General features: G+C 73.9%; 21 protein-coding genes. 7 read left to right on the top strand and 14 right to left on the bottom strand.

The window, feature by feature from the left end:
* The first annotated feature begins 94 nt into the window (after positions 1–94).
* From gnd to ACK8OX_RS12005, 5 genes are all read left to right on the top strand, one after another.
* On the top strand, positions 95–1072 hold the full coding sequence (gene gnd, locus ACK8OX_RS11985; protein WP_430664326.1) for a phosphogluconate dehydrogenase (NAD(+)-dependent, decarboxylating): 978 nt from the start codon (positions 95–97) through the stop codon (positions 1070–1072).
* A complete protein-coding gene (locus ACK8OX_RS11990) occupies positions 1069–1572 on the top strand; it encodes a gluconokinase (protein ID WP_430664327.1) in 504 nt (167 codons plus the stop codon). Before gnd ends, ACK8OX_RS11990 begins: the two co-directional genes overlap by 4 nt.
* On the top strand, positions 1569–2480 hold the full coding sequence (locus ACK8OX_RS11995; RefSeq protein WP_430664328.1) for a dihydrodipicolinate synthase family protein: 912 nt from the start codon (positions 1569–1571) through the stop codon (positions 2478–2480). Before ACK8OX_RS11990 ends, ACK8OX_RS11995 begins: the two co-directional genes overlap by 4 nt.
* A 64-nt stretch (positions 2481–2544) precedes the next feature.
* Positions 2545–3285, top strand: a complete 741-nt coding sequence (locus ACK8OX_RS12000; RefSeq protein WP_430664329.1) for a metallophosphoesterase family protein — start codon at positions 2545–2547, stop codon at positions 3283–3285.
* A gap of 3 nt (positions 3286–3288) precedes the next feature.
* Positions 3289–4707 carry a serine/threonine protein kinase gene (locus tag ACK8OX_RS12005; RefSeq protein ID WP_430664330.1) on the top strand — a complete coding sequence of 473 codons (1419 nt, stop codon included), beginning with the start codon at positions 3289–3291 and terminating at the stop codon, positions 4705–4707.
* Positions 4708–4878: 171 nt separating this feature from the next.
* Here ACK8OX_RS12005 and ACK8OX_RS12010 read toward each other — a convergent pair whose 3' ends face one another.
* The 8 genes from ACK8OX_RS12010 to ACK8OX_RS12045 all read right to left on the bottom strand — a co-directional run bounded on the left by ACK8OX_RS12010 (position 4879) and on the right by ACK8OX_RS12045 (position 13181).
* Positions 4879–5451 carry a c-type cytochrome gene (locus ACK8OX_RS12010; protein ID WP_430664331.1) on the bottom strand — a complete coding sequence of 191 codons (573 nt, stop codon included), beginning with the start codon at positions 5449–5451 and terminating at the stop codon, positions 4879–4881.
* Positions 5438–6721 carry a sulfite dehydrogenase gene (gene soxC / locus ACK8OX_RS12015; protein WP_430664332.1) on the bottom strand — a complete coding sequence of 428 codons (1284 nt, stop codon included), beginning with the start codon at positions 6719–6721 and terminating at the stop codon, positions 5438–5440. The genes ACK8OX_RS12010 and soxC overlap by 14 nt, the downstream gene beginning before the upstream one ends.
* Positions 6722–6819: 98 nt before the next feature.
* The gene (locus tag ACK8OX_RS12020; protein ID WP_430664334.1) at positions 6820–7824 is read right to left on the bottom strand and encodes a tripartite tricarboxylate transporter substrate-binding protein; all 1005 of its coding nucleotides are present in this window, start codon (positions 7822–7824) and stop codon (positions 6820–6822) included.
* Positions 7825–7852: 28 nt separating this feature from the next.
* Positions 7853–9310: a CoA-binding protein gene (locus ACK8OX_RS12025; RefSeq protein WP_430664336.1), complete on the bottom strand. Its 1458-nt coding sequence runs from the start codon at positions 9308–9310 to the stop codon at positions 7853–7855.
* Positions 9307–10020 carry an acetate--CoA ligase family protein gene (locus ACK8OX_RS12030; RefSeq protein WP_430664337.1) on the bottom strand — a complete coding sequence of 238 codons (714 nt, stop codon included), beginning with the start codon at positions 10018–10020 and terminating at the stop codon, positions 9307–9309. Before ACK8OX_RS12030 ends, ACK8OX_RS12025 begins: the two co-directional genes overlap by 4 nt.
* Positions 10020–10241: a biotin/lipoyl-binding carrier protein gene (locus ACK8OX_RS12035; RefSeq protein ID WP_430664338.1), complete on the bottom strand. Its 222-nt coding sequence runs from the start codon at positions 10239–10241 to the stop codon at positions 10020–10022. The genes ACK8OX_RS12030 and ACK8OX_RS12035 overlap by 1 nt, the downstream gene beginning before the upstream one ends.
* 10 nt (positions 10242–10251) lie before the next feature.
* Entirely contained in the window at positions 10252–11787 is a 1536-nt protein-coding gene (locus ACK8OX_RS12040) for an acyl-CoA carboxylase subunit beta (protein ID WP_430664339.1), read from the bottom strand.
* A gap of 11 nt (positions 11788–11798) precedes the next feature.
* Positions 11799–13181, bottom strand: a complete 1383-nt coding sequence (locus ACK8OX_RS12045; protein ID WP_430664340.1) for an acetyl-CoA carboxylase biotin carboxylase subunit — start codon at positions 13179–13181, stop codon at positions 11799–11801.
* A gap of 163 nt (positions 13182–13344) precedes the next feature.
* Here ACK8OX_RS12045 and ACK8OX_RS12050 point away from each other — a divergent pair, with 163 nt between their 5' ends.
* Entirely contained in the window at positions 13345–14055 is a 711-nt protein-coding gene (locus ACK8OX_RS12050; RefSeq protein ID WP_430664341.1) for a GntR family transcriptional regulator, read from the top strand.
* Positions 14052–14807, top strand: a complete 756-nt coding sequence (locus ACK8OX_RS12055) for a biotin--[acetyl-CoA-carboxylase] ligase (RefSeq protein ID WP_430664342.1) — start codon at positions 14052–14054, stop codon at positions 14805–14807. Before ACK8OX_RS12050 ends, ACK8OX_RS12055 begins: the two co-directional genes overlap by 4 nt.
* Here ACK8OX_RS12055 and ACK8OX_RS12060 read toward each other — a convergent pair.
* From ACK8OX_RS12060 to ACK8OX_RS12085, 6 genes are all read right to left on the bottom strand, one after another.
* Complete coding sequence (locus tag ACK8OX_RS12060; protein ID WP_430664343.1) at positions 14794–16392, bottom strand: acyl-CoA carboxylase subunit beta; 1599 nt, start codon at positions 16390–16392, stop codon at positions 14794–14796. The two genes, ACK8OX_RS12055 and ACK8OX_RS12060, sit on opposite strands and share 14 nt — an antisense overlap.
* Entirely contained in the window at positions 16385–17317 is a 933-nt protein-coding gene (locus ACK8OX_RS12065; protein WP_430664344.1) for a succinate--CoA ligase subunit alpha, read from the bottom strand. The genes ACK8OX_RS12060 and ACK8OX_RS12065 overlap by 8 nt, the downstream gene beginning before the upstream one ends.
* On the bottom strand, positions 17314–18531 hold the full coding sequence (locus ACK8OX_RS12070) for an ATP-grasp domain-containing protein (protein ID WP_430664345.1): 1218 nt from the start codon (positions 18529–18531) through the stop codon (positions 17314–17316). The genes ACK8OX_RS12065 and ACK8OX_RS12070 overlap by 4 nt, the downstream gene beginning before the upstream one ends.
* Positions 18532–18553: 22 nt before the next feature.
* On the bottom strand, positions 18554–19522 hold the full coding sequence (locus tag ACK8OX_RS12075; protein WP_430664346.1) for a Bug family tripartite tricarboxylate transporter substrate binding protein: 969 nt from the start codon (positions 19520–19522) through the stop codon (positions 18554–18556).
* Between the two features lie 261 nt (positions 19523–19783).
* Positions 19784–20374, bottom strand: a complete 591-nt coding sequence (locus tag ACK8OX_RS12080; protein ID WP_430664347.1) for a DUF4142 domain-containing protein — start codon at positions 20372–20374, stop codon at positions 19784–19786.
* 71 nt (positions 20375–20445) lie between these two features.
* Entirely contained in the window at positions 20446–21315 is an 870-nt protein-coding gene (locus ACK8OX_RS12085; RefSeq protein ID WP_430664348.1) for a ferritin-like domain-containing protein, read from the bottom strand.
* Positions 21316–21439 lie beyond the last annotated feature (124 nt).

The following is a 21439-nucleotide window of genomic DNA, read 5'->3' on the forward strand; positions in this document are numbered from 1 at the left end:
CGCGGCTTGTCCCGGCGCGCGGCCGCCCGCATCCTGGGGGCCTTGTTGGCGGCCCTGCCCGGCGGATGGGCGGCGGCGGAGGAAGGATGGCCCTATGCGGCTCGGGATGGTGGGGCTGGGCCGCATGGGCGGCAACCTGGTGCGGCGGCTGGCCCGGGCGGGCATCGGCGCGGTGGTGTGGGACCGCGACCCCGCCGCCGTCGCCGCGCTGGCGGCGGAAGGGGCCGAGGGCGCGTCCGGCCTTGCCGACCTGGTGCGCCGGCTGGAGGCGCCGCGCACCGTCTGGGTGATGCTGCCGGCGGGGGAGGCGACGGAGGCCGCGCTGGCGGAACTCGCCGGCCTGCTCGCGCCGGGCGATGTCGCCATCGATGGCGGCAACGGCATGTGGAAGGACGCGATCCGCCGCGCCGCGATGCTGCGCGCGAAGGGGATCGACTTCCTCGACATCGGCACCTCGGGCGGGGTCTGGGGGCTGGCGCGCGGCTACTGCCTGATGATCGGCGGGCCGGAGGCGCAGGTCGCGCGGCTGGATCCGGTCCTCGCCGCGCTGGCTCCAGGGGAAGGGACGGCGGCGCCCACGCCGGGGCGCGACCCGGCGGGCGACCCGCGCCCGCCGCGCGGCTACGTCCATTGCGGGCCGAACGGCGCCGGGCACTTCACCAAGATGGTCCACAACGCCATCGAGTACGGGATGATGCAGGCCATGGCGGAGGGGCTGGAACTGCTCCAGCAGGCGGGCAGCGACCGCCTGCCCGAGGACCAGCGCCTCGACCTGCCCGTGCCCGACATCACCGAGGCCTGGCGCCGCGGCAGCGTCGTCGCCTCCTGGCTGCTGGACCTGACGGCGCAGGCGCTGGCGGCGGACGGGGAGCTTTCGGGCTACACCGGCCGGGTCGGCGACAGCGGGGAGGGGCGCTGGGCGGTGCAGGCGGCGATCGACAGCGCGGTGCCCGCGCCGGTGCTGTCCGCCGCGCTCTACGCGCGCTTCCGCTCCCGCCAGGACGGACCCTTCGCCGACCGTGCGCTGAGTGCGATGCGCAACGCCTTCGGCGGCCACCTGGAGCCGAGATGACCGCGCCGCTGCTGGTCGTCATGGGGGTCAGCGGGGCGGGGAAGTCCACCCTCGGCACGCTGCTGGCCGGGCGGCTCGGCCTGTCCTTCCGCGACGCGGACGACTTCCACCCCCCGGCCAACATCGCGAAGATGAGCGCGGGGCAGCCGCTGACGGATGACGACCGCCGGCCCTGGCTGGACGCGATCGGCGCGCATCTGGCCGCCCATCGCGGCCGCGGCTGCGTGGTGACCTGTTCCGCCCTGAAGCGCGCCTATCGCGACCGGCTGCGCGCGGCGGCGCCCGGGGCGCGCTTCCTGTTCCTGCATGGCGATGCCGCGCTGGTCGCGGCGCGGCAGGCGGCGCGGGAGGGCCACTTCATGCCGCCGAGCCTGGTTGCCAGCCAGTTCGCGACGCTGGAGCCCCCGGCGCCGGAGGAAGGCGCCATCATGCTCGATGTGGACGCCCCGCCCGACGTGCTGGCCGAACGGGCGATCCGCGCGCTGGAGGGGACCGCATGAGCACGGGTTTCCGGGGCATCTACCCCATCCTCTACGCCTTCTTCGGCGCCGATGGCCGGCTGGACGAGCAGGCGATGCGCCGGCAGGTCCGCTGCTGCCTGGCGGGTGGCGCGCATGGCCTCGCGGTGCTCGGCCTCGCGACCGAGGTGAACAAGCTCGATGCGGCCGAGAAGCGCGACGTGGTGCGGTGGAGCGCGGAGGAGATCGCCGGCCGCGTGCCGCTCGCCGTCACCGTGGCCGAGGCGACGGCGGAGGAGGCGGCGCGCTTCGTGCTGGATGCCGCGGCGCTCGGCGCCGCCTGGTGCATCCTCCAGCCGCCGCCGGTGCGCGGCCTGCCGGAAGCCGAGTACATCGCGTGGTACGGGCGGGTCGCGGATCTCGTCGCGCGGCGCAGCGCCATCCCGCTCGGCATCCAGAACGCCGCGGCCTATATCGGCGTCGGCCTGTCGGCGGCGGGCGTGGCGACGCTCGCGCGGCGGCATCCCAACGTCACCCTCGTCAAGGCCGAGGACAGCGCGGTGGACGTGCAGCGCCTGGTCGAGGTGACGGAAGGGCGGCTGACGGTCTTCAACGGCCGCGCCGGGCTGGAACTGCCGGACTGCCTGCGCGCGGGCTGCGCGGGGATGATCCCGGCGCCGGAATGCGCCGACATCCAGGCCCGCGTGTTCGACCTGATGGCGGCCGGCGAGCAGGACGCGGCGGAGGCTGGATACGCCCGCATCCTGCCGATGATCGCCTTCGCCATGCAGGGGGTCGCGATGTTCCTCTGCTACGGCAAGCGCATGACCGGCTGGCGGATGGGGCTGCCGGAGGTGGTGGAGCGCCCGCCCGCGCTCGCGCCCACGCCCTTCGGGCTCGACTGCGCGCGCCGCTTCGCCGCGCGGCTCGGCCCCTATCCGGGCGCATGAAGCCCTGCTTTAGTCCGCGGCAAGCAAGGCCGGGGGTGTCCACGGCCGGGGCGGAGGAGCCGCCATGCGTATCGCGCTGCTGACCGACATCCATGCCAACCGCGAGGCCTTCGAGGCCTGCCTGCGCGACGCCGCGCGCCGCGGGGCGGAGCGCATCGTCATCCTCGGCGACCTGGTGGGCTACGGCGCCGATCCGGCCTGGGTGGTGGACCGGGCGCGGGAACTTGCGGCGCAGGGCGCCATCGTCCTGAAGGGCAACCATGACGAGGCCGCGGTGGCCGACCGCGGCGGCATGACGCCCGATGCCGCCGCCGCCGCCGCCTGGACCCGCGGCGTGCTGGACGAGGGCCGCAAGGCCTATCTCGCCGCCCTGCCGCTGGAAGTGGAGGAGGAGGACCGGCTCTACGTCCATGCCGATGCCGCCGACCCCGCCCGCTGGCACTACGTGCGCGACGCCGAGGACGCGCGCCGCAGCCTGGACGCCGTGTCCGCGCGCGTCGTGCTGTGCGGGCATGTGCATGTTCCCGCGCTCTACGGCCTGACCGCGGCGGCCAAGCTGGTGAGCTTCCGGCCGGTGACGGATGCGCCGGTGCCCTTCACCCGGCCGCGCCGGTGGCTGGCCGTGCTCGGCGCCGTCGGCCAGCCGCGCGACGGCGACCCGGCGGCGGCCTGGGCGATGCTGGACGTGGCCGCGAACAGCCTGACGCTGCACCGCGTGCCCTACGACGTGGAGGCGGCGGCCGAGAAGATCCGCGACGCCGGCCTGCCGGAGGTGCTGGCCTCCCGCCTCTACCGGGGGCGCTGAGCGGTGGCGCAAGCGAGGCTGACCGAAGGCGAGGAGATCGACGGCTTCCGCATCGGCGCCGCCGTGCATGTCGGCGGCATGGCGGCGCTGTGGGAGGTGACGCATCCCGACCACGACCTGCCCATGCTGATGAAGGTGCCGCGCATCGCGGAGGGGGAGGACCCGGCCGCCATCGTGTCCTTCGAGATGGAGCAGATGATCCTGCCGCGCCTGTCGGGGCCGCATGTGCCGCGCTTCGTCGCGGCCGGCGGCTTCGACGTGCAGCCCTACCTGGTGATGGAGCGCATCGCGGGGGCGAGCCTGCTGCCGCTGGTGGAGAAGCTGCCCCTGCCGGTGGAGCGCGTGGCCGAGATCGGCGCGCGCGTGGCGGATGCGCTGGATGCGCTGCACCGGCAGCATCTGGTGCACCTGGACGTGAAGCCCTCCAACATCCTGACGCGGGAGAGCGGGGAGGCGGTGCTGATCGATTTCGGCCTGTCCCGCCACGCCCAGCTGCCCGACCTGATGGAGGAGGAGTTCCGCCTGCCCTACGGCACCGCGCCCTACATGGCGCCGGAACAGGTGATGGGGATCCGCAGCGAGCCGCGCAGCGATCTCTTCGCGCTCGGCGCGATGCTGTATTTCTTCACGACCGGCACGCGGCCCCATGGCGACCCGCAGCGCCTGTCAGGCCTGAAGCGCCGGCTGTGGCGCGACCCGCAGCCGCCGCGGAAGCTGCGCCGGGACTGCCCCGACTGGCTGCAGGAGATCATCCTGCGCTGCCTGGAGGTGCTGCCGGAACGGCGCCACCCCACCGCCGCGCAGCTTGCCTACGACCTGCGCAACCCTGACAGCGTCGCGCTCACCGCGCGGGCGCGCAAGGAAAGCCAGGACGGATGGGCCAGGACCTTCCAGCGCCGCTTCCACCCGGACCACCGGCCGAGCTTCCGCCGCGCCGACCCGGCGGAGGAGATCGACGCGGCGCCGATCGTCGCGGTGGCCGTCGACCTCGGCGCGGACCGGGTGCTGGAGGAGGCGCTGCGCGTCACCGTCGGCCACATCCTGGCGACGCTGCCGGGCGCGCGGCTCGCCTGCCTCAACGTGCTGCGGCAGAACCGCATCGCGCTCGACACCACGCTCGACGAGGAGGGGCGGAACAAGCACCTCCAGCGGCTGGTGGAGCTGCGCCACTGGGCGCAGCCGCTCGGCCTGCCCGAAGGCCGCGCGACCTTCCATGTGCTGGAGGCGGTGAACCCCGCCGCGGCCATCCTGGAACATGCGCGGGTGAACGGCATCGACCACATCGTGATGGGCGCGCGCACCAATTCGCTGCGCCGCAAGGTGCTGGGCAGCGTCAGCGCGGAAGTCGCCTCGGAAGCGCCGTGCAGCGTCACCGTCGTCCGCGCCCGCCCGGGCGCGGGGCCGCGCGCGGACCCGGCGTAGGCGCCGCGTCCCCCCGGCGTCATGCACTGACCCACCCGGCCTGCGCAGCAGGCCGAGCGGCCGAATGGCCGCCGCGGCAGGTGCCGCGAAGCCCAGCCGGCGGATGCCGGCGCCCGGCGATTGAGGGTACAGGAAAAGCATGCGATCGGTCGAAGCATTCGACCGATCGTATCAGCGGCCGCCGCAGTTCCGTTCGCAGGCGGTGTTGGCGATGTCGGGTCGGGGGTCCGGGCCGGTGAAGCCGCCGGCATTGGGCATTCGCACCGCGGGCAGGCTGCGCGCGTCCAGCACTGCATCCCCGGGCAGGATGCCGTTGATGTTCAGCAGGTAGGCGGTGACGGCATAGACCTGGTCGGGCGCGAGCGACTGCGGCGCGTTGAAGGGCATCGCGCGGTTCACGTAGTCGTAGATGGTGGTGGCGTGGGGCCAGAAGCTGCCGATGGTGCGGATCGGCCGCGCGGCCGTCAGCGAGCCCTGGCCGCCGGCCAGCCTGTCCATCTGCCCGCCCTGTCCAGCCTCGCCGTGGCAGGACGCGCATTGCTCGGCGAAGATCGCCGCGCCCTCGCGCACGCTGCCGCGCCCTTCCGGCAGGCCGCTGCCGTCGGGCGCCACGTCGATGTCCCAGCCCCGGATCTCCGCCTCCGTCGCGGGGGTGCCGAAGCCGAAGCGGCGCTGCGCGTCGGCGGGAAGCGCGGCGACGGCGACGAAGGCCAGGGCGAGCAGGCAGCCTTCATGCATTCGCATTGGTGATCTCCCCGGCGGCGGACAGTTTCCAGCCCTGGATCGCGTTGTAGTGGTAGAGGCTTTCGGTCCCGCGCGCCGCGATGAGCTGGCGGCGCGTCGGCTGGACGTAGCCGGTCTCGTCCACCGCGCGGCTCTGCAATTCGCAGGGGCGGCCGTCCCAGTCGAAGGCGAAGCGGAAGCGCGTCAGGCAGCGCGGCAGCACCGGCTCCTGCAGGGCCGCCGGCCGCCAGCTTTCCCCGCCATCGGTCGAGACATCCACCCGCGCGATGCGGCCATGGCCGGACCAGGCGAGGCCGGAGACCTCGTGGAACCCGGCCCCCCGCAGCGGGCGGTCGGAGGAGGGGTGGGTGATGAGGGACTTCGCCTCCATCACGAAGGTGAACTGCCGCGCCGTGCCGTCCGGCATCAGGTCGGTGTATTTCGACGTCTCCTCCCGCGTCTGGAAGGGACGCTCGCCGAGTTCGAGGCGGCGCAGCCACTTGATCCACATGTTGCCCTCGTAGCCGGGCAGGGCGAGCCGGATGGGGTAGCCCTGCTCGGGGCGCAGGGCCTCTCCGTTCTGGGCGTAGACGACCATGGCGTCGTCCATCGCCTTCTCCAGCGGGATGCTGCGGGTCATCGCCGCGGCGTCCGCGCCTTCCGCCAGCAGCCAGGCCGCGCCGGGCTTCACGCCCGCTTCCTCCAGCAGGGTGCGCAGCCGCACGCCCGTCCATTCGCAGCAGCTGATCAGCCCGTGCGCGAGCTGCACCGAATGGATGGGCGAGCGCCGCCATTCGGAGGAGGAATTGCCCGAGCATTCGAGGAAGTGGATCCGCGATTCCGAAGGGAAGCGCCGCAGGTCATCCATGGTGAAGATCAGCGGCCGTTCCACCAGGCCGTGCAGCATCAGGCGGTGCTGCGCGGGGTCTATGTCCGGCACGCCGCCATGGTGGCGTTCGAAGACCAGCCCGTTCGGCGTGATGATCCCCTGCAGGTCCTGGATGGGCGTGCGGCTGGAGGCCGCGGTGTCGGTCGGGGACCGTTCGCGCGCCCGGCGCACCACATTCGCCTCGTGCCGGGACGGCAGGCCATAGGGCGGCGACATGGTGGGGCGGCCCTGGACGCGCATCCATTCCGGCACGTTGGGCGGCAGGTTGGATGCCGCCCCCTGGGCCAGCGCCGCCACGGGTGCGAGCGCCGCGGAAGCCGCCGCGGCCTGCGCCCCGCCGCGCAGAAGCGCGCGGCGTCCGGGCAGGGCCTGCCCTCCACCCGCCTTGTCGTCCTTGTCCATCCGCTCCTCCCGAGAGCCGTGACCGTGTCTGGCGGCGAGCCTAGCGCAAGCGGGCCGGGGGCTTCCGCCACTCCTCGACATGTGACCGTGCCGCCGCGTCAGCGTTCGCCAACGGGCCGCCAGGCGATCTCCTGCGCGATCTGCCGGTAGGCGGCCGTCTCCCCCGCGAGGGTGCGGCCGAGTTCCTCCGGCGTCGAAGGCTCGATCTCGACGCCGATGGCGGCCAGGCGCTGCACCACGCCGGCGTCCTCGGCGAAGGCGCGCGTCTCCGCCGCCAGCCGCTCCACGATGGGGCGCGGCGTCTCGGCGGGGACGAAGATGCCGAACCAGTTCACGGCGCTGACCTGCGACTCCCCCGTCTCGAGGAAGGTGGGCACGCCCGGCAGCAGCGCGGCGCGGCGCGGGCCGGTGACGCCAAGGGCGCGCAGCCGCCCTTCCTGGATGTGCGGCAGCAGCACGGGGGTCAGCGCGAAGACCGTGTCCACCCGCCCGGCGATGGCATCGGTCGTCGCCTGCGCGCCGCCGCGATAGCCGACATGCTCGAATTCCATGTTCGACCGGCGGTTCATCGCGGCCACCTGGAAGTCCAGCTGCGCGCTCGCCACCGTGTAGCGCCCGGGCTCCCGCCGGGCGAGCAGGATCGCCTCGCGCAGGTCGCGGGCGGGGAAGGCCGGGCGCGTCGCGAGCACGTAGGGGATGCGGCCGATGCCGCCGACGGGGGCGAGCGCGGTCAGCGCATCGAAGCCGGGGAAGGGACCGGCGGCCGCGTTGATGGCGAGCGAGGCCTGGCCGAACAGCAGCGTGTAGCCATCCGGCGCGGCACGGGCGCCGGCCTCGCTGCCGATGTTGGTCTGCGCGCCCGGGCGGTTCTCCACCACGACGGCCTGGCCGATGCGCTGGCGCAGGAAGTCGGCATAGGGTCGCGCGACCTGGTCGTTCGTCCCGCCGGCGGGATAGGGGACGATGAGGCGGAGAGCGCGCGCCGGCCAGGCCTCCGGCGCCTGCGCCCTGGCCGGCGCGGCGAGCGCGCCGGCGGCCGAGGCGCACCACGCGATGTCGAGGAGTGTCCGCCTGTGCATCGCTTCCCCCGTGTGCTTCGTCATCCGTCAGTCCGGCGCGTCCCGCGCCGTTTCAGTCCGGCGCGTCCCGCGCCAGGGCCTCGCGCGCCAGGAACGCCTCATGCGCACGCAGCGCGGCGAGCGCCGCGGCGGCGGCCGGCAGTTCGTCGAAGACCGGGATGCCGGCCGCCAGCGCGCGTGTGCGATAGGTGCGGCGCAGCTCCTCCGTCGCCGCGTCCCCGTCGGAGCGCAGGACCAGTACGAAATGCCCGCCCCCCCGGTGTTCCGCCCGCACCCGCAGGGCGGAGGCCATGAGGGAGCCGAGCAGGTCCACCTCCGCGTAGCCGAGCAGGACCGGCATGTTCAGGTGCATCACGACGGCGTCCGGCGCCGCATGGGCGTAGACGGCGCGCAGGATGCCCTCCGCGACGCGCCCCTCCTCCAGCCGCAGCGCGTTGCCCGGCACGTCGATGGGGTTGGCCAGGCTCGACCCCGGCGGCACCTTCAGCCGCCCCAGGGCCGCCTGCGCCTCACCCCCGAAGGGCGGCACGTCGAAGCCGTGGCGGACGAAGGCGTCGGTGGCCAGCACGCTGGTGCCGCCGCCATTGCCGAACAGCGCGACGCGCCGCAGCGGGCTGTCCGCGCGCGGCGCGAGGAGCTGGAAGGCGAGCAGCGCGTCGAGGAAGCCGTCCAGCGTGTCCGTCATGGCCACGCCCGCCTGCCGCGCCATCGCCATCCACAGCCGGTGGTCGGAGGCGAGGGAGCCGGTGTGGGACGCCGCGGCGCGCTGCCCTTCGCGCGTCTGGCCGCCCTTCAGCAGCACCACCGGCTTCGCGCCGCGCGTGGCGCGCAGCAGGTCGAAGATGCGCCGTGCGTCGCGCGCATCCTCGAGGTAGAGGCCGATGACCCGCGTGGCGGGATCGGCCAGCAGGTAGTCGAGCAGGTCCGCGGTGCCGAGATCGGCGCAGTTGCCCATCGTGACCAGCGCGCTGAGGCCGAGCCCGCGCACCCGCCCCCGCCGCAGGATGTCGAGCGAGAGGCCGCCGCTCTGCGACAGGATGCCGATGCTGCCGGGGGTGGGATCGACGCCGTCGAAGAAGGTCAGGCCCCCGCGCGGCGAATGGGTGCCGAGGCAGTTCGGGCCGAGGATGCGCACGCCCGCCGCGGCGGCGGCGGCGAGCAGCCGGTCCTGCAGCGCCGCGCCGCCTTCCACCTCGGCGAAGCCGCTCGACATCACCTGCGCGAAGCGGACTCGGCCGCGCGCGGCGGCGATGGCGTCCGGCACGCGTTCGGCGCCGATCGCGACGATGGCGTAGTCCACCACCCCCGGCGTCTCGCCGAGGCTCCGGAAGGCTGGCAGCCCCTCGACCTCGGCCGCGGACGGGTGCACGGGCCAGATCGCGCCGTCATAGCCGAAGGCGCGCAGCCGCCGGATGAAGGCGTTGCCGAGCCCGCCGCCCCCCGGCGAGGCGCCGAGCACGGCGACGCTGCGCGGTGTGAACAGCGGCGCGAAGGCGTCCAGCACGCTCATCGCGGCGCGCCCAGCAGGATGCGCGCATCCGCGGCGACCGCGCCGGCGGCGGAGACGATCAGCGGGTTGATGTCGATCTCCCGGATGCCGAGGGCGGGGTCCGCCATCAGCCCCCCCGCGCCGCCGAGGCGCAGCAACACGTCGCAGATCGCGTCCTCGTCCGCCGCGACGCCGCCTCGGGCGCCGCGCAGGACGGGCAGGGCCTTCAGCTCCTCCAGCATGTCGCGCGCCTCGTGCCGGCGGATCGGGCAGATGCGGAAGGCGATGTCGGCGAAGACCTCGACGAAGATGCCGCCGAGGCCGAGCATGACCACCGGGCCGAAGCGCGCATCCACCATGCCGCCGACCACCACCTCGTGCCCCGGCGGCGCCATCTCCTCCACCAGGAAGGCCTGCGGGGCATGGGCGGCGATGACGGGGCTGGCGAGCATCGCATCCCGCGCCGCGCGTACCGCCGCGGCGTCGGGCAGGCGCAGCCGCACGCCGCCGGCGTCGCTCTTGTGCAGCAGGCCTGGGGCCATGACCTTCAGCGCGAAGGGCGGCGAAAGGCCGGCCAGCGCCGCGGCGGGATCTCCCCCGGCGCTGATCACCGCGGAACGCGGCACGGCGATGCCATGGGCGGCGAGCAGCCGCTTGGCCGCGGCCTCGTCCAGCGCGTCGCGAGGGCCGGCCGCGGGATCGGCCGCCGCCCGGGTGCCGCCTTCCGGCATCAGGCTTCCATCACCGCCACGAGGCTGCCTTCGGACACCGCATCGCCTTCGCGCACCGCGATCTCCCGCACCGTGCCGGCTTCGGGGGCCATGACGGGGATCTCCATCTTCATGGATTCCAGGATCATGATCGGCTCCTCCTCCTCCGCCCGGTCGCCGGGGCGGAGGAGGACCTTCCAGACCGATCCGGAGATTTCCGACTTCACCTCGATGCGGGCCATGGGTCGTTCCTCAGAAGCTGGTGGGCCAGTTGGCCAGGCGGCGCTCGCCCAGGCCGGCCGTCGGGCGCAGCGCGTGGATGTCGAGCGTGCGGCACAGGAAGTCCCGCGTGTCGCGCGGGTCGATCACGGCATGCGCCTCGTAGAGCGCGGCGAGGCCCCAGGCCTCGGTGTCGCGGCGCAGCTCCTCGACCAGCGCGGCGAAACGCTCGGGGTCGTCCTCGCGCCGGACGCCGTGCAGCACGCTGACGCCGACGGCGGGGTCCATGAAGCCGAGATCGGCGGTGGGCCAGCAGGCGACGACATCCGAATTCCGCCCGCCGCCCATGTTCAGATAGGCCTGCCCGTAGCTTTTCCGCAGCACCAGCGAGACCTTCGGCACCGTCACCTGCGACAGCGCATTCAGCCAGTTCATGATGCGCCCCGGTGCCCAGCGGTTCTCGCCTTCCTGCCCGATCAGGAAGCCGGGCTGGTCCACCAGGAAGACGACCGGGATGTGGAAGCTGTCGCAGAGCACGAGGAAGGAAGTGATCTTGCGGCAGGCGTCGACATCGATCGCGCCGCCCTTGAACATCGGGTTGTTGCCGATGAAGCCGACCGGCCGGCCGCCCAGCCGCGCCAGCGCCGTCACGGCGGACCTGCCGAAGCGCGGCTTCAGTTCGAGCACGCTGCCGAGGTCGGAGATCGCGGCGACGACGCGGCGCATGTCGTAGACCTTCGTGCGCTGCTGCGGCACCAGCTCCGCCACGCCGCGCGCCGCCGCGTCCGATCCTTCGGGCACCGGCGCCCGCGGCGGTGCCTCGCCGTGGTGGGACGGCAGGTAGGACAGGAAGCGCCGCGCGGCGTCGAGCGCCTGATCGTCCGTGTCCACCACCACGTCCACCAGGCCCGTCACCTCGGCATGCAGCTTCCAGCCGCCCAGCGCCTCCGGGTCCACGGGCTGGTTGATGGCGGCGGAGGTGACGCGGTTGCTCGCCACCGACATCAGCGCGCCCTTGCGCATCGCCACGAAGTCCGACAGCACCGTGTACCAGGTGGACGACCCGTAGCAGGCGCCGAGCAGGAGGGAGACCCAGGGCGTCTCCCGCAGGCGGCGGTACTCGAAGGGGTCCTGGCCCAGCATGGCGCGGCCCGCCGCGCCCATGCGGTCGGGCATGCGCGCGCCGGAACTCTCGCCCAGGAAGATCACCGGCATCCCCTGGCGGGACGCGGTTTCCTTCACATGGCGCATCTTCTTGCCGTTGATCGCGCTGGAGGAGGCGCCGAGCACGGTGAAGTCGTTCGACACCACCGCGACCGGCCGCCCGTCGATCCGGCCGAAGCCGGCGATCTTGCCATCCGCCGGCGTGCGGTCCGCGACCTCCGGCCGGATGCCGCGCGCGAAGAGGCCGAGTTCGTGGAAGCTGCCGGGATCGAGCAGCCGGTCCAGCCTTTCGCGCGCGTTGAGGTTCCCCTCCGCCCGGCGCCTGGCCAGCTTCTCCGGCCCACCCATGCCGAGCGCCCTTTCGCGCCGGGCCGCGTAGTCGGCGAGGAGGTCGTCCATGGCCATGCCGTGCCCCCTCAGCCCTGGAGTTCGGCCGCAAGGCCGGTATGGACCTCGCCGGCGGCGAAGCGGGGATCGACGAGCGCGCGCAGCAGGAAGGGGATGTTGGTCTTCAGCCCCTCCACCTCGCAGGCCGAGAGCGCGTCGGCCAGCAGCGCGATGGCGGCGGCGCGGTCGCCGCCATGCGCGATCACCTTGGCGAGCAGCGGGTCGTAATGCGGCGTCACGGTCATTCCTTCGCGATAGCCGGTTTCGATGCGCAGCGCGGGTGTGCCGGCGGGCAGGCGGAAGCGCGCCAGCGTGCCGGGGGAGGGGAAGAAGGTCCGCGGGTCCTCGGCGTAGATGCGCGCCTCCATCGCATGGCCGCGCGGCGCGAGGCCGTCCGGCAGGATGGCAGAGAGCGGGACGCCCGCGGCGGCGCGGATCTGCGCCGCGACGAGGTCGAGGCCGAGCACCATCTCCGTCACCGCATGCTCCACCTGGAGCCGCGTGTTCATCTCGAGGAAGGCGAAGCCGCCATCAGCGCCCATCAGCATCTCGACCGTGCCGATGTTGTCGTAGCCGAGCGCGGCCAGCATCGCCGCCGTGCGCCCGGCGAGGCCGTCGATCACCTCGCGGCGCAGCCCGGGGGCCGGCGCCTCCTCGATCACCTTCTGGTGGCGGCGCTGGAGGGAGCAGTCGCGCTCGAACAGGTGCCGCACCGCGCCGTGGCGGTCGCCGAGAAGCTGGATCTCGACATGGCGCGGGCGCTCCAGCAGCTTCTCGAGGTAGATCGTAGCCTCGCCGAAGCTGCGCGCGGCGGCGGACCGCGCACGCTCCACCGCCTGCAGCAGCGCCGCCCGGTCCTTCGCGGCGACCATGCCGATGCCGCCGCCGCCCGAAGCGGGCTTCACCAGCACGGGGTAACCGATGGCCGCGGCCGCCGCGGCGGCCTCGTCCGGGTCGGGGCCGAGCGGCGGCGATCCGGGCGCCACCGGCATCCCATGCGCGGCCATCAGCGCGCGCGCCTGCGTCTTCTCCCCCATCGCCTCGATCCAGCGGGGATCGGGGCCGATGAAGGCGAGGCCCGCCGCGCGCACGCGGCGCGCGAAACCCGCATTCTCGGACAGGAAGCCGTAGCCGGGATGGACGGCATCGCATCCCTCGGCGATGGCGGCCGCGATCAGGCCATCCTGGTCGAGGTAGCTTTCCCGCGCCGGGGCGGGGCCGATCCGCCGCGCCGCATCGGCGGCTTCCGCCCAGGGGGCGCCGGCATCGGCATCCGAATGCACGGCGACGGCGCCGATGCCGAGGCTGCGCAGCGCGCGGATGACGCGCATCGCGACCGCGCCCCGGTTGGCGACGAGCACCCGGCGGAAGCGGGGCTCCGCCGCCGGCGGTGCGGCCGGCGTGGCGGTCATGCGGCGCATGGCTCGGCCAAGGGGGACGTTTCCTTCTTCCCTGCCGGGCTCTTGCGGTCCGGCGGGTGCAGGAGAGCATCGGCCGATCTCGTCGTCAACACGATATGCAGTATAGTCGACCACATTGTTGACAATGCTGGGTCTCTGGCCTAGTACCCCGGGCATGGAGCGAAAGACCCCCGCGACCACCAGCCCGCATGAGGGCGCCCCGGCCGAGCCGGACGGCCATCCCGCCGCCAGCGCCGCGCATATCCTGCAGGTGCTGCGCCGGCGGATCGTGCAGGGCGACATCGCGCCGGGCGTGCCGCTGGTGGAGATGAGCCTCGCCGCGGAATTTGCGACCTCCCGCGCCAAGATCCGCGAAGTGCTGGCCATGCTGGACGAACGCGGCCTGGTCGAGCGCCGGCCCAACCGCGGCGCGGTGGTGCGCCGCGCGACCCTCGGCGAGCTGCGCCACCTGTTCGAGGTGCGCGAGGCGCTGGAGGGGATGGCCGCCCGGCTCGCGGCGCAGAACGCCGCGCCGGGAAGCTGGAGGAAGCTGGTCGAGCTGTTCGGCGCGCCGACCGAGGCGCTGGTCGAGGCGGGGGACGCGACCGGCTATGTCGCCCGCCACGAACGGCTCCGCACCCGCATCCTGGAGGAGGCGCGCAACCCGGTGCTGACCGCGACCCTGGCGCCGCTCTACGACCGGACGGCGGCGGTGATGCGGCGCCTCGTCCTGGTCACCAACCGCCCGCGCGAGGCGCTGGCCGAGCACCGCGCCGTGCTGGCCGCGCTCGCCGCGCGCGACCCCGACGCGGCGGAGGCGTGCAAGCGCGCGCAGCTGCGCAGCGCGCGGCTCGCCCTCGAGCACTACAGCGCCTTCGTGCTGTGAGGCTGCCCGACGGCTTCCGGCTCGATGCCCGCGGCGCGGTCGGCTCCACCAACGACGAGGCGAAGGCCCTGGCCGCCGCCGGCGCGCCGCACGGCACCGTGGTCTGGGCCGGGACGCAGCATGCCGGCCGGGGCCGCCACGGCCGCACCTGGCAGAGCCTGCCGGGCAACCTGCATGTCTCGCTGCTGCTGCGCCCCGCGGTGCCGCTGGCGCGCGCGCCGGAACTCGGCTTCGTGGGGGCGCTTGCCGCCGCCGATGCGGTCGATGCCCTGCTGGCCGGGGCGGGCCGGGCGGGGCTGAAATGGCCGAACGACCTGCTGCTCGACGGCGCCAAGCTCGGCGGCATCCTCTGCGAGGCCGGGGCCGCGGGCGGGATGCTGGGCTGGCTGGTGATGGGCATTGGGCTGAACCTCGCCGCGGCGCCGCCGGAGGCACCCTATCCCGTGACATCGCTGGCCGCGCGCGGAAGGGTGGTGAAGCCGGCGGCGGCGCTGCCGGTGGTGGTCGCCGCGGTGGGGCGCTGGATGGAACGTTGGCGGGACGGCTTCGACCCGCTGCGGTCCGCCTGGGTCGACCGCGCGGGCGGGGCGGGGCGGGAGATGGCCGTCCGGCACGACGGCGGCCTGCTGCGGGGACGGCTGGTCGGCCTCGACCATGACGGGGCGCTCCTGCTCGGGACGGATGCAGGGGTGCGCCGCGTCGCGATGGGGGAGGTGGAGCCGCCCCGCGCGGCCCCGCTCAGCGGGGGCTGAGGGGCGGGCGTCCGGCAACCCCCGCCACCACCACCTCCCACGCATCCTCCGCCCAGTCGCAGAGCAGGGCGCGCGTCTCCGCCGGGTCGATCACGTCGACGATCCCGAACCGCTCCGCCGTGCGGAAGGGGGAGGCGAGGCGGTTGTAGTGCTCCTCCAGCTCCGCCCGCCGCCCGGCCGGGTCGGGCGCGGCGGCGATGTCGCGCCGGTAGGCGGCGGCGACGCCGCCCTCGATCGGGATGGAGCCCCAGCGGGCCGATGGCCAGGCGAAGCGGTGGTTGATCGACCGCCCGTCGGTCCCGTGCTTGCGGCCGTGCAGCCCGCCCGCCAGGCCGAAGGCACGGCGGAGGATGACGGACACCCAGGGCACCCCGCTCCGCTCCGTCGCCTTCAGCACCCGCAGCGCGCCGAGCAGCGTGCCGGCCAGTTCCGCCTCCAGCCCCGTCATGTTGCCGGGCTGGTCGACCAGGTTGACGATCGGCAGGTGGAAGGTGTCGCAGAGCTCGATGAAGCGTTCCACCTTGTTCGCCGCGATGGCGGTCATGGCGCCGGCGGCCACGCGCGGGTCGCTCGCCATCACGCCCACCGGGATGCCGGCGAGGCGGGCGAGGCAGGTGATGATGGAGCCGCCGTGGTGGCGCCCGATCTCGAAGATGGACCCCTGGTCGAGCACGGCGTCCAGGATCTTCCGAGGGTCGTAGGTCTTGCGGCGGTCGCGCGGGATGGCATCGCGCAGCCATGCCTCGGACCGGCCCGGATCGTCGGTCGCCGCGATGCGCGGCGGGGCTTCCCAGGCGTGGCGCGGCAGGTAGCCGAGGAAGCGGCGCACCTGGGCCAGCGCCTCGCGTTCATCGGCGGCGTCGTTGTGGACGATGCCGCTGCGGCGCGAATGGACGCGGTAGCCGCCGAGGTCGTTCTTGTCGATGTCCACGCCATAGGCCTGCTTCACGACCGGCGGGCCGGCGGCGAAGACCTGGCTGGTGTTGCGGACCATGACCGAGAAATGGGACGCGAGCACCTTCATCGCGCCGAGGCCCGCGCAGGCGCCGAGCGCGACGCCGACGACCGGCACGGCCGAGAGCAGCGGCACCACCGGCCAGGTCGGGTAGCCCGGGATCTTCGTGCTCTGCTGCTGGTCCAGCAGCTTCACGCTGCCGCCCGCGGTGTCCACCAGCCGGACCAGCGGCATCCGCATCTCGAAGGCCAGGCGCTCGGCGTAGATCCACTTCTCCGAGATGGTGGATTCCGACGACCCGCCGCGTATGGTGAAGTCGTCGGCGGAGACGGACACCTTGCGCCCGTCGATCCGCCCGGTGCCGATGATGGCGTTGGACGGCACGAACCCCTTCAGGGTCCCGTCCTCGGCATAGGCGCCCTTGCCCGTCAGGCGCCCCATCTCGCGGAAGGTGCCGGGGTCGAGCAGCGCGGCGACGCGTTCCCGCGCGTCGAGCTTGCCGAGCGCGTGCTGGCGCGCCACCGCCTCCTCCCCGCCCATCGCCTCCGCGGCGGCGCGGCGGCGGCGCAGTTCCTCCAACTCCGGCGCCCATCCGGCGGCGTCGGGCGCGGGTCCGGTCTCGTCATCCATGGCTGCGCTCCAGTGCCGCGATGCCGCCGCCTCGCGGCAGGAGGCGGTCCAGCAGCGGCGCGATCTCGTCGAGCCGCCGCACCACATGCGCGCCCGCGTCCCGCAGCATCCGCCGCTTGGCGGAGACGCGGTCGTCGTCGTTCGCGATCATCGCCGCCACATGGCCGAAGCTGACGCCGGGCGGGTAGCGTTCCTGGAACTCCCCCGCGAGCAGCGCGACGACGGGCTTCGGGCAGCGCCCGGCGCGCAGCATCTCCGCCACGCCGCGCTCGTTGTCCGTGCCGGGCTCGCCGAAGATGACCACGGCATCGGTGCCGGGGTCGCGCATGAACAGCTCGACATGGCGGGCCATCGGCGTGCCGGGGATGACGTCGCCGCCCATCGAGATGCAGGTGGACACCCCGTGCCCGCCCGCCTTCAGCGTGAGACCGAGTTCCGCCGACATGCCGCCCGAGCGCGAGACGATGCCTATGCGCCCTGGCAGGAAGACCTCCTCCGGCCGTTCGCCGCCGATGCCGCCGAGCTTGGAGCGGCCGGGGGAGATGATGCCGTTGGTGTTGCAGCCCACCACCACCGCCCCCGCCGCGCGGGCCGCGGCGGCGATGACGGCGGTGTCGTGGCGCGGCACGAATTCCGCCAGCACGACCAGCAGCTTCAGCCCGGCATCCAGGCTTTCCAGTGCCGCGTCACGGGTGGCGAGCGGCGGGGCGTAGATCACCGCCGCGTCCGCCGGGCGGCTGGCGAGCGCGGCGCGGACGGTGTTGAAGACGGGCACGCCGAGCACCTCCGCGCCGCCCTTGCCCGGCGTCACGCCGGCCACCATGCGCGTGCCGTACGCCATGCAGAATTCGGTGTCGCGCCGGCCCTGCGCGCCGGTCAGGCCCTGGACCAGGACCCGCGTCGTCTCGTCGATCAGGATGCTCAAGGCCGCTGCTCCGTCGCGTCCTGCCGCGTCAGCTCGACGATCCGCGCGACGGCGCGGTCGAGCGAGCTTCCCGGCGGCATGTAGTGCAGGCCCGGGGCCCGTGCGGCGATGGCCCGCGCTTCCGCCTCGCCCGGTCCGCAAAGCCGGACGACGACGGGGAAGCGGGCCAGGTCGACGCCGCGTTCCAGCAGCGCCTCGACCAGCGGCTCGATCTTCGCCTCGCAGCGCGCAAGCTGCTGGTGGTTGAAGCTGAACAGCATGCCGCGGGTCGCGGGGTTGTCGAGCACGGCATGCACCACGGTCTTCAGCTTCTCCCGCGCACCGGGGCCGGGATTGGTGTCGGTGTGGTTCGCGGGGCGGCCGCCCAGGGCCAGCATCAGGTCGTGCTGCAGCAGCCCCGCACCGCCGCCGCCGACCACGAAGCCGATGTCGCCCTCCACCTCGGTGTACCGGATCGCGCCGCCCCTGATGCGCCGGTTCGCCTCCGCCACCGCACGCTCGCGCGCGTTGAAGCCGCGCCAGGCGCTGATCAGGCTGCCGTCGTCGAGCCCTTCCCATTCGGGATGGCGGGGCAGCGCGCTCTCGTCCACGCCGAGCATGGCGCCCACCAGCACCGGCCGCCCCGCGTGGTCGAGCGCGAGGGGATTGACCTCCATCATCGTCGCGTCCGCATCCCGGAACGCCTCCCACAGCGCGACGGTGAGCTGCGCGAGCGGCAGCAGCGCCGCGCCGGCGATGCCCGCGCGGTCCCACAGGTCGACCGCTTCCCAGACCTGGAGGCCGCGCAGCGGATCCACCTCCGCCTGGACGACCGCCTCCGGCGCGCGGCGGTGGACCTCCTCGATCTCCACGCCGCCCTGGCGGCTGGCGAGCACGCGCGGCGGCAGGCCATCGAGGGTGAAGGCGAGGTACAGCTCCTCCGCGATCTCCGCCCGCGCCTCCACATAGACCTGCGCGACGGGGTGGCCGAGCACCTCGGTGCCGAGCAGGGCGCGCGCCGCGTCGCGTGCGGCGTCCGGGCCGTCCACCAGCCGCACGGCGCCGGCCTTGCCGCGCCGGCCTGTCGGGATCAGCGCCTTCACGGCGACGGCGCCGCCCAGGGCTTCCGCCGCGCGGGCCGCCGCCTCCGGGTCGGATGCGGGTTGGCCCGCCGGCACCGGCAGCCCGCGCGCGCGCAGCCAGGCCTTCGCCCTGTCTTCCGTCAGCGTGAGCACAGGATCTCCTTCCCCCGCGGCCTTATTGAAGGCGGATGCCGGCCTGGCGGATGATGCGGCCCCAGTGTTCCATCTCCCGCGCCGTGAAGTCCTGGAACTCGGCCGGGGTGAAGCGTGGTCCGCGCAGCGCGCCGGCCGCATCCAGCTTCGCCCGCGTGTCGGGGTCGTCGAGCGCGGCCTGCATGCCCTCGCCGAGCCTGGCGACGATGTCGGGCGGCGTGGCGGCGGGGACGTAGAAGCCGGACCAGGTGGTGAAGCGGAAGCCGGGCAGCCCCGCTTCCTCGTAGGTCGGGATGCCGGGAAGCGAGGGATGGCGCGGCGCGTCGGTCTGCACCAGGGAATCGACCGTGCCGCGTTCCACCAGCGGCTTGGCGCCCACCACGTCGACCGACATCATCGAGATGCGGCCTTCCAGCAGGTCGGGGAAGGCCTGCTGGTTGCCTCGGTAGCCGACATGCTCGATCTCGACGCCGGCTTCCTGCTTGAACAGTTCGGAGGCGATGCGGGCAGGCACGGTGCCGGCGCCGAAATTGTGCCGCCCCGGTTCGCGCTTCAGCCGGGCGATGAAGTCCCGCAGCGTCGGCGTGCCGAGCCCGCGGTTGACCATCAGCGCGAAGGGCGAGGCCCGGCTGAAGCGCCCGATCGCCATGAAGTCGCGGATCGGGTCGTAGGGAAGGCGGTCGTAGAGCGCCGGGTTCGCCGCATGCGTCATCGCGGAGGTGCCGAGCAGCGTCAGCCCGTCCGGCCGCGCCCGCGCCACGATCTCGCAGGCGATGATGCCGTTGGCGCCGCCGCGGTTGTCCACGATGACCGGCCTGCCCCAGATCTGGGTGAAGTGGTCGCCGATGATGCGCGAGACCACGTCGACGGTGCTTCCCGCAGGAAGGGAGGTGACGATGGTGATGCGGTCATGCGGCCAGTTCGCATTGCCCAGCGCGGGGGTGGCGAGGCCTGCGGCGATGCCGCCGAGAACTGCACGTCTCCTCATCATGTGCCGCGCGCTCCTCCCTGCCGCCTGGCCCGCACGGGATGCGACGGGGTTTCCGCCGCCTGCCGTTCGGGGCCGGCATTTTCAGGAAGGGTAGGAAGACCCGACTGCTGCCGTCAAGCGTGTAAGCAAAAAAACCACCAAGATTGTCGACAATCAAGTCAACATGAGCGACCCCCGCCTGCCGGTGCTGACGCGCGCCGGCAACCCCCGGCCCGGGACGGGAAGGCGCGCCTGCCCCCGTGCCGGCGCCGGGCCGTCCGGTCAGGCGTCCAGCGCCTGTGCCTTGCGGAGGTGGTCCTGAAGCCGCGGCAGCCGATCCGCCGCCCAGCGCTTCAGCGCCTCGTCGTCTCCGGCCTGGCTGTAGTTGCGGAACATGTCCACGGCGATCAGGTGCGCCTGCACCTGCTGGCGCACATACAGGCCGCGGAAGCTGTCGCCCTGGGCCTGCCGCAACTGGTCGAGCCAGGTGCGGTGCTGCTCGCCCAGCTCCTCGGACAGCTGCATGCCGCGCAGGCTGCCCTCGTCGCGCACCATGCGGCGAAGCTCCTCGATCGCCGGCTGGTGCGCGTCCAGCATCTCCTGCGCGTATTGCCGCAGCCGCGCGTCCTGCGAGCGTTCGAGCGCCAGGCGCGCCGTCTCCACCTCGTACATCGCGCTCGATGCGGCCAGACGCAGGAATTCCTGCCGGGTCGCCATCTCCGATCCGCGCCGGCCGGCGGTGCCGGTCATCGCGGCGCTCTCCTCCGTGCGGCCGGTCGCGACCGGCGGTGCCCCGGGTGCCGTCTGGGCCTGCGCGGGCGCGGTCGCCATCGCCGCGGCCAGGGCCGCGACCAGTCGGGTAGCCATGCTCATCGCCGATGCTCCGGTGTCCGGGGCGGGCAACCGCCCGGCCTCGCCGCAGAACGGCCCGCCGGCGGCGGGGTTCATCCCGCAGCCGGGACGCCGCCGGCGTTTTCCCGGCGCAGCACGGCGATGCGCGCGATCGCCCGTTCGGCCAGCGACTGCAACCGCCCGAGATGCCTGTCCTCGCGCGCCGCATCGGCCGCATCCAGATAGGCCTCCGAGGCCTGCTCGGCGAGGCGGAGCGCCTCCTCGATCCCGTCGGTGCCGGATGGCGGCGGCGCAGCGGCGGCGCCGGCCTCCTCGGCCAGTTCCGATGCCTCCTCTCCCATCGCCCGCGCCTCCGCGGCCAGCCGGGTCCCGTCGCCCGGAAGCGCCCCGAGGATCGTGGCGAGCCGCGCCTCGGCGGCGGCGGCGCGGGCGAGGGGGTGGCCGCGCGGCGCGCCGGGTTGCCGGTCCTCCCGGAAGGCGCGGCGGCGTTCGCGCCGCAGCAGCGCGGCGTGGCGCAGTTCCTCCTCCGCCATCCGCTCCGCCGCGCGCCGGATCTCGGGGCTTTCCGCACGCGCGGCGATGTAGGTCCACAGGGCGAAGGCGCGTTCCTCGTTCCGAACCGCCATCGACAGCGCCCGGTAGGCGCTGGCGAGGTGGGAGGAGGCGAAGCCGCGGGCCTCGTCCTCGTCCATCGTCTCGGGCGGTGTCCAGCGCAGCTGCGCGGGGCTCGGGCCGCTGCCCGTCACGCCGCGCGACCATTCGTCGACATGGTGGGCGTGGCCGCGTTCCTCCTCCACCAGGTCGCGGAACACGGCGGCGACGCGTGCCAGGCCCATCGCCTCCATGCTGTCGGCGAGCGCGGCATAGCGCGTCGCCGCCTCCTCCTCCATGGCATGGGCCAGCGCGAAAAGTTCCGGCAGCGAACGCACGGCGTCCGGCGGTTCGGCCTTCAGCAGCGACATCGGTCGGCTCCATTTAATTTGCGATCGGGATCACGCGGGCGGCAACGCTCCACCACCGCCCGCGTTCGGGGGTCCGTCGGGGGCGAGGCGCGCCGCCGGCCAAGGGACCACGGGGCCGCTGAGG

This window comes from Falsiroseomonas sp. CW058, assembly GCF_050563535.1.
GTDB lineage: Bacteria > Pseudomonadota > Alphaproteobacteria > Acetobacterales > Acetobacteraceae > Falsiroseomonas.

What these genes read in the sequence shown, in the direction of transcription:
- gnd (WP_430664326.1), top strand. Translation starts at nt 95, where the DNA reads ATGCGGCTCGGGATGGTGGGGCTGGGCCGCATGGGCGGCAACCTGGTG.
- ACK8OX_RS11990 (WP_430664327.1), top strand. Translation starts at nt 1,069, where the DNA reads ATGACCGCGCCGCTGCTGGTCGTCATGGGGGTCAGCGGGGCGGGGAAG.
- ACK8OX_RS11995 (WP_430664328.1), top strand. Translation starts at nt 1,569, where the DNA reads ATGAGCACGGGTTTCCGGGGCATCTACCCCATCCTCTACGCCTTCTTC.
- ACK8OX_RS12000 (WP_430664329.1), top strand. Translation starts at nt 2,545, where the DNA reads ATGCGTATCGCGCTGCTGACCGACATCCATGCCAACCGCGAGGCCTTC.
- ACK8OX_RS12010 (WP_430664331.1), bottom strand. Translation starts at nt 5,451, where the DNA reads ATGCGAATGCATGAAGGCTGCCTGCTCGCCCTGGCCTTCGTCGCCGTC.
- soxC (WP_430664332.1), bottom strand. Translation starts at nt 6,721, where the DNA reads ATGGACAAGGACGACAAGGCGGGTGGAGGGCAGGCCCTGCCCGGACGC.
- ACK8OX_RS12020 (WP_430664334.1), bottom strand. Translation starts at nt 7,824, where the DNA reads ATGACGAAGCACACGGGGGAAGCGATGCACAGGCGGACACTCCTCGAC.
- ACK8OX_RS12025 (WP_430664336.1), bottom strand. Translation starts at nt 9,310, where the DNA reads ATGAGCGTGCTGGACGCCTTCGCGCCGCTGTTCACACCGCGCAGCGTC.
- ACK8OX_RS12030 (WP_430664337.1), bottom strand. Translation starts at nt 10,020, where the DNA reads ATGCCGGAAGGCGGCACCCGGGCGGCGGCCGATCCCGCGGCCGGCCCT.
- ACK8OX_RS12035 (WP_430664338.1), bottom strand. Translation starts at nt 10,241, where the DNA reads ATGGCCCGCATCGAGGTGAAGTCGGAAATCTCCGGATCGGTCTGGAAG.
- ACK8OX_RS12040 (WP_430664339.1), bottom strand. Translation starts at nt 11,787, where the DNA reads ATGGCCATGGACGACCTCCTCGCCGACTACGCGGCCCGGCGCGAAAGG.
- ACK8OX_RS12045 (WP_430664340.1), bottom strand. Translation starts at nt 13,181, where the DNA reads ATGACCGCCACGCCGGCCGCACCGCCGGCGGCGGAGCCCCGCTTCCGC.
- ACK8OX_RS12050 (WP_430664341.1), top strand. Translation starts at nt 13,345, where the DNA reads ATGGAGCGAAAGACCCCCGCGACCACCAGCCCGCATGAGGGCGCCCCG.
- ACK8OX_RS12060 (WP_430664343.1), bottom strand. Translation starts at nt 16,392, where the DNA reads ATGGATGACGAGACCGGACCCGCGCCCGACGCCGCCGGATGGGCGCCG.
- ACK8OX_RS12075 (WP_430664346.1), bottom strand. Translation starts at nt 19,522, where the DNA reads ATGATGAGGAGACGTGCAGTTCTCGGCGGCATCGCCGCAGGCCTCGCC.
- ACK8OX_RS12080 (WP_430664347.1), bottom strand. Translation starts at nt 20,374, where the DNA reads ATGAGCATGGCTACCCGACTGGTCGCGGCCCTGGCCGCGGCGATGGCG.
- ACK8OX_RS12085 (WP_430664348.1), bottom strand. Translation starts at nt 21,315, where the DNA reads ATGTCGCTGCTGAAGGCCGAACCGCCGGACGCCGTGCGTTCGCTGCCG.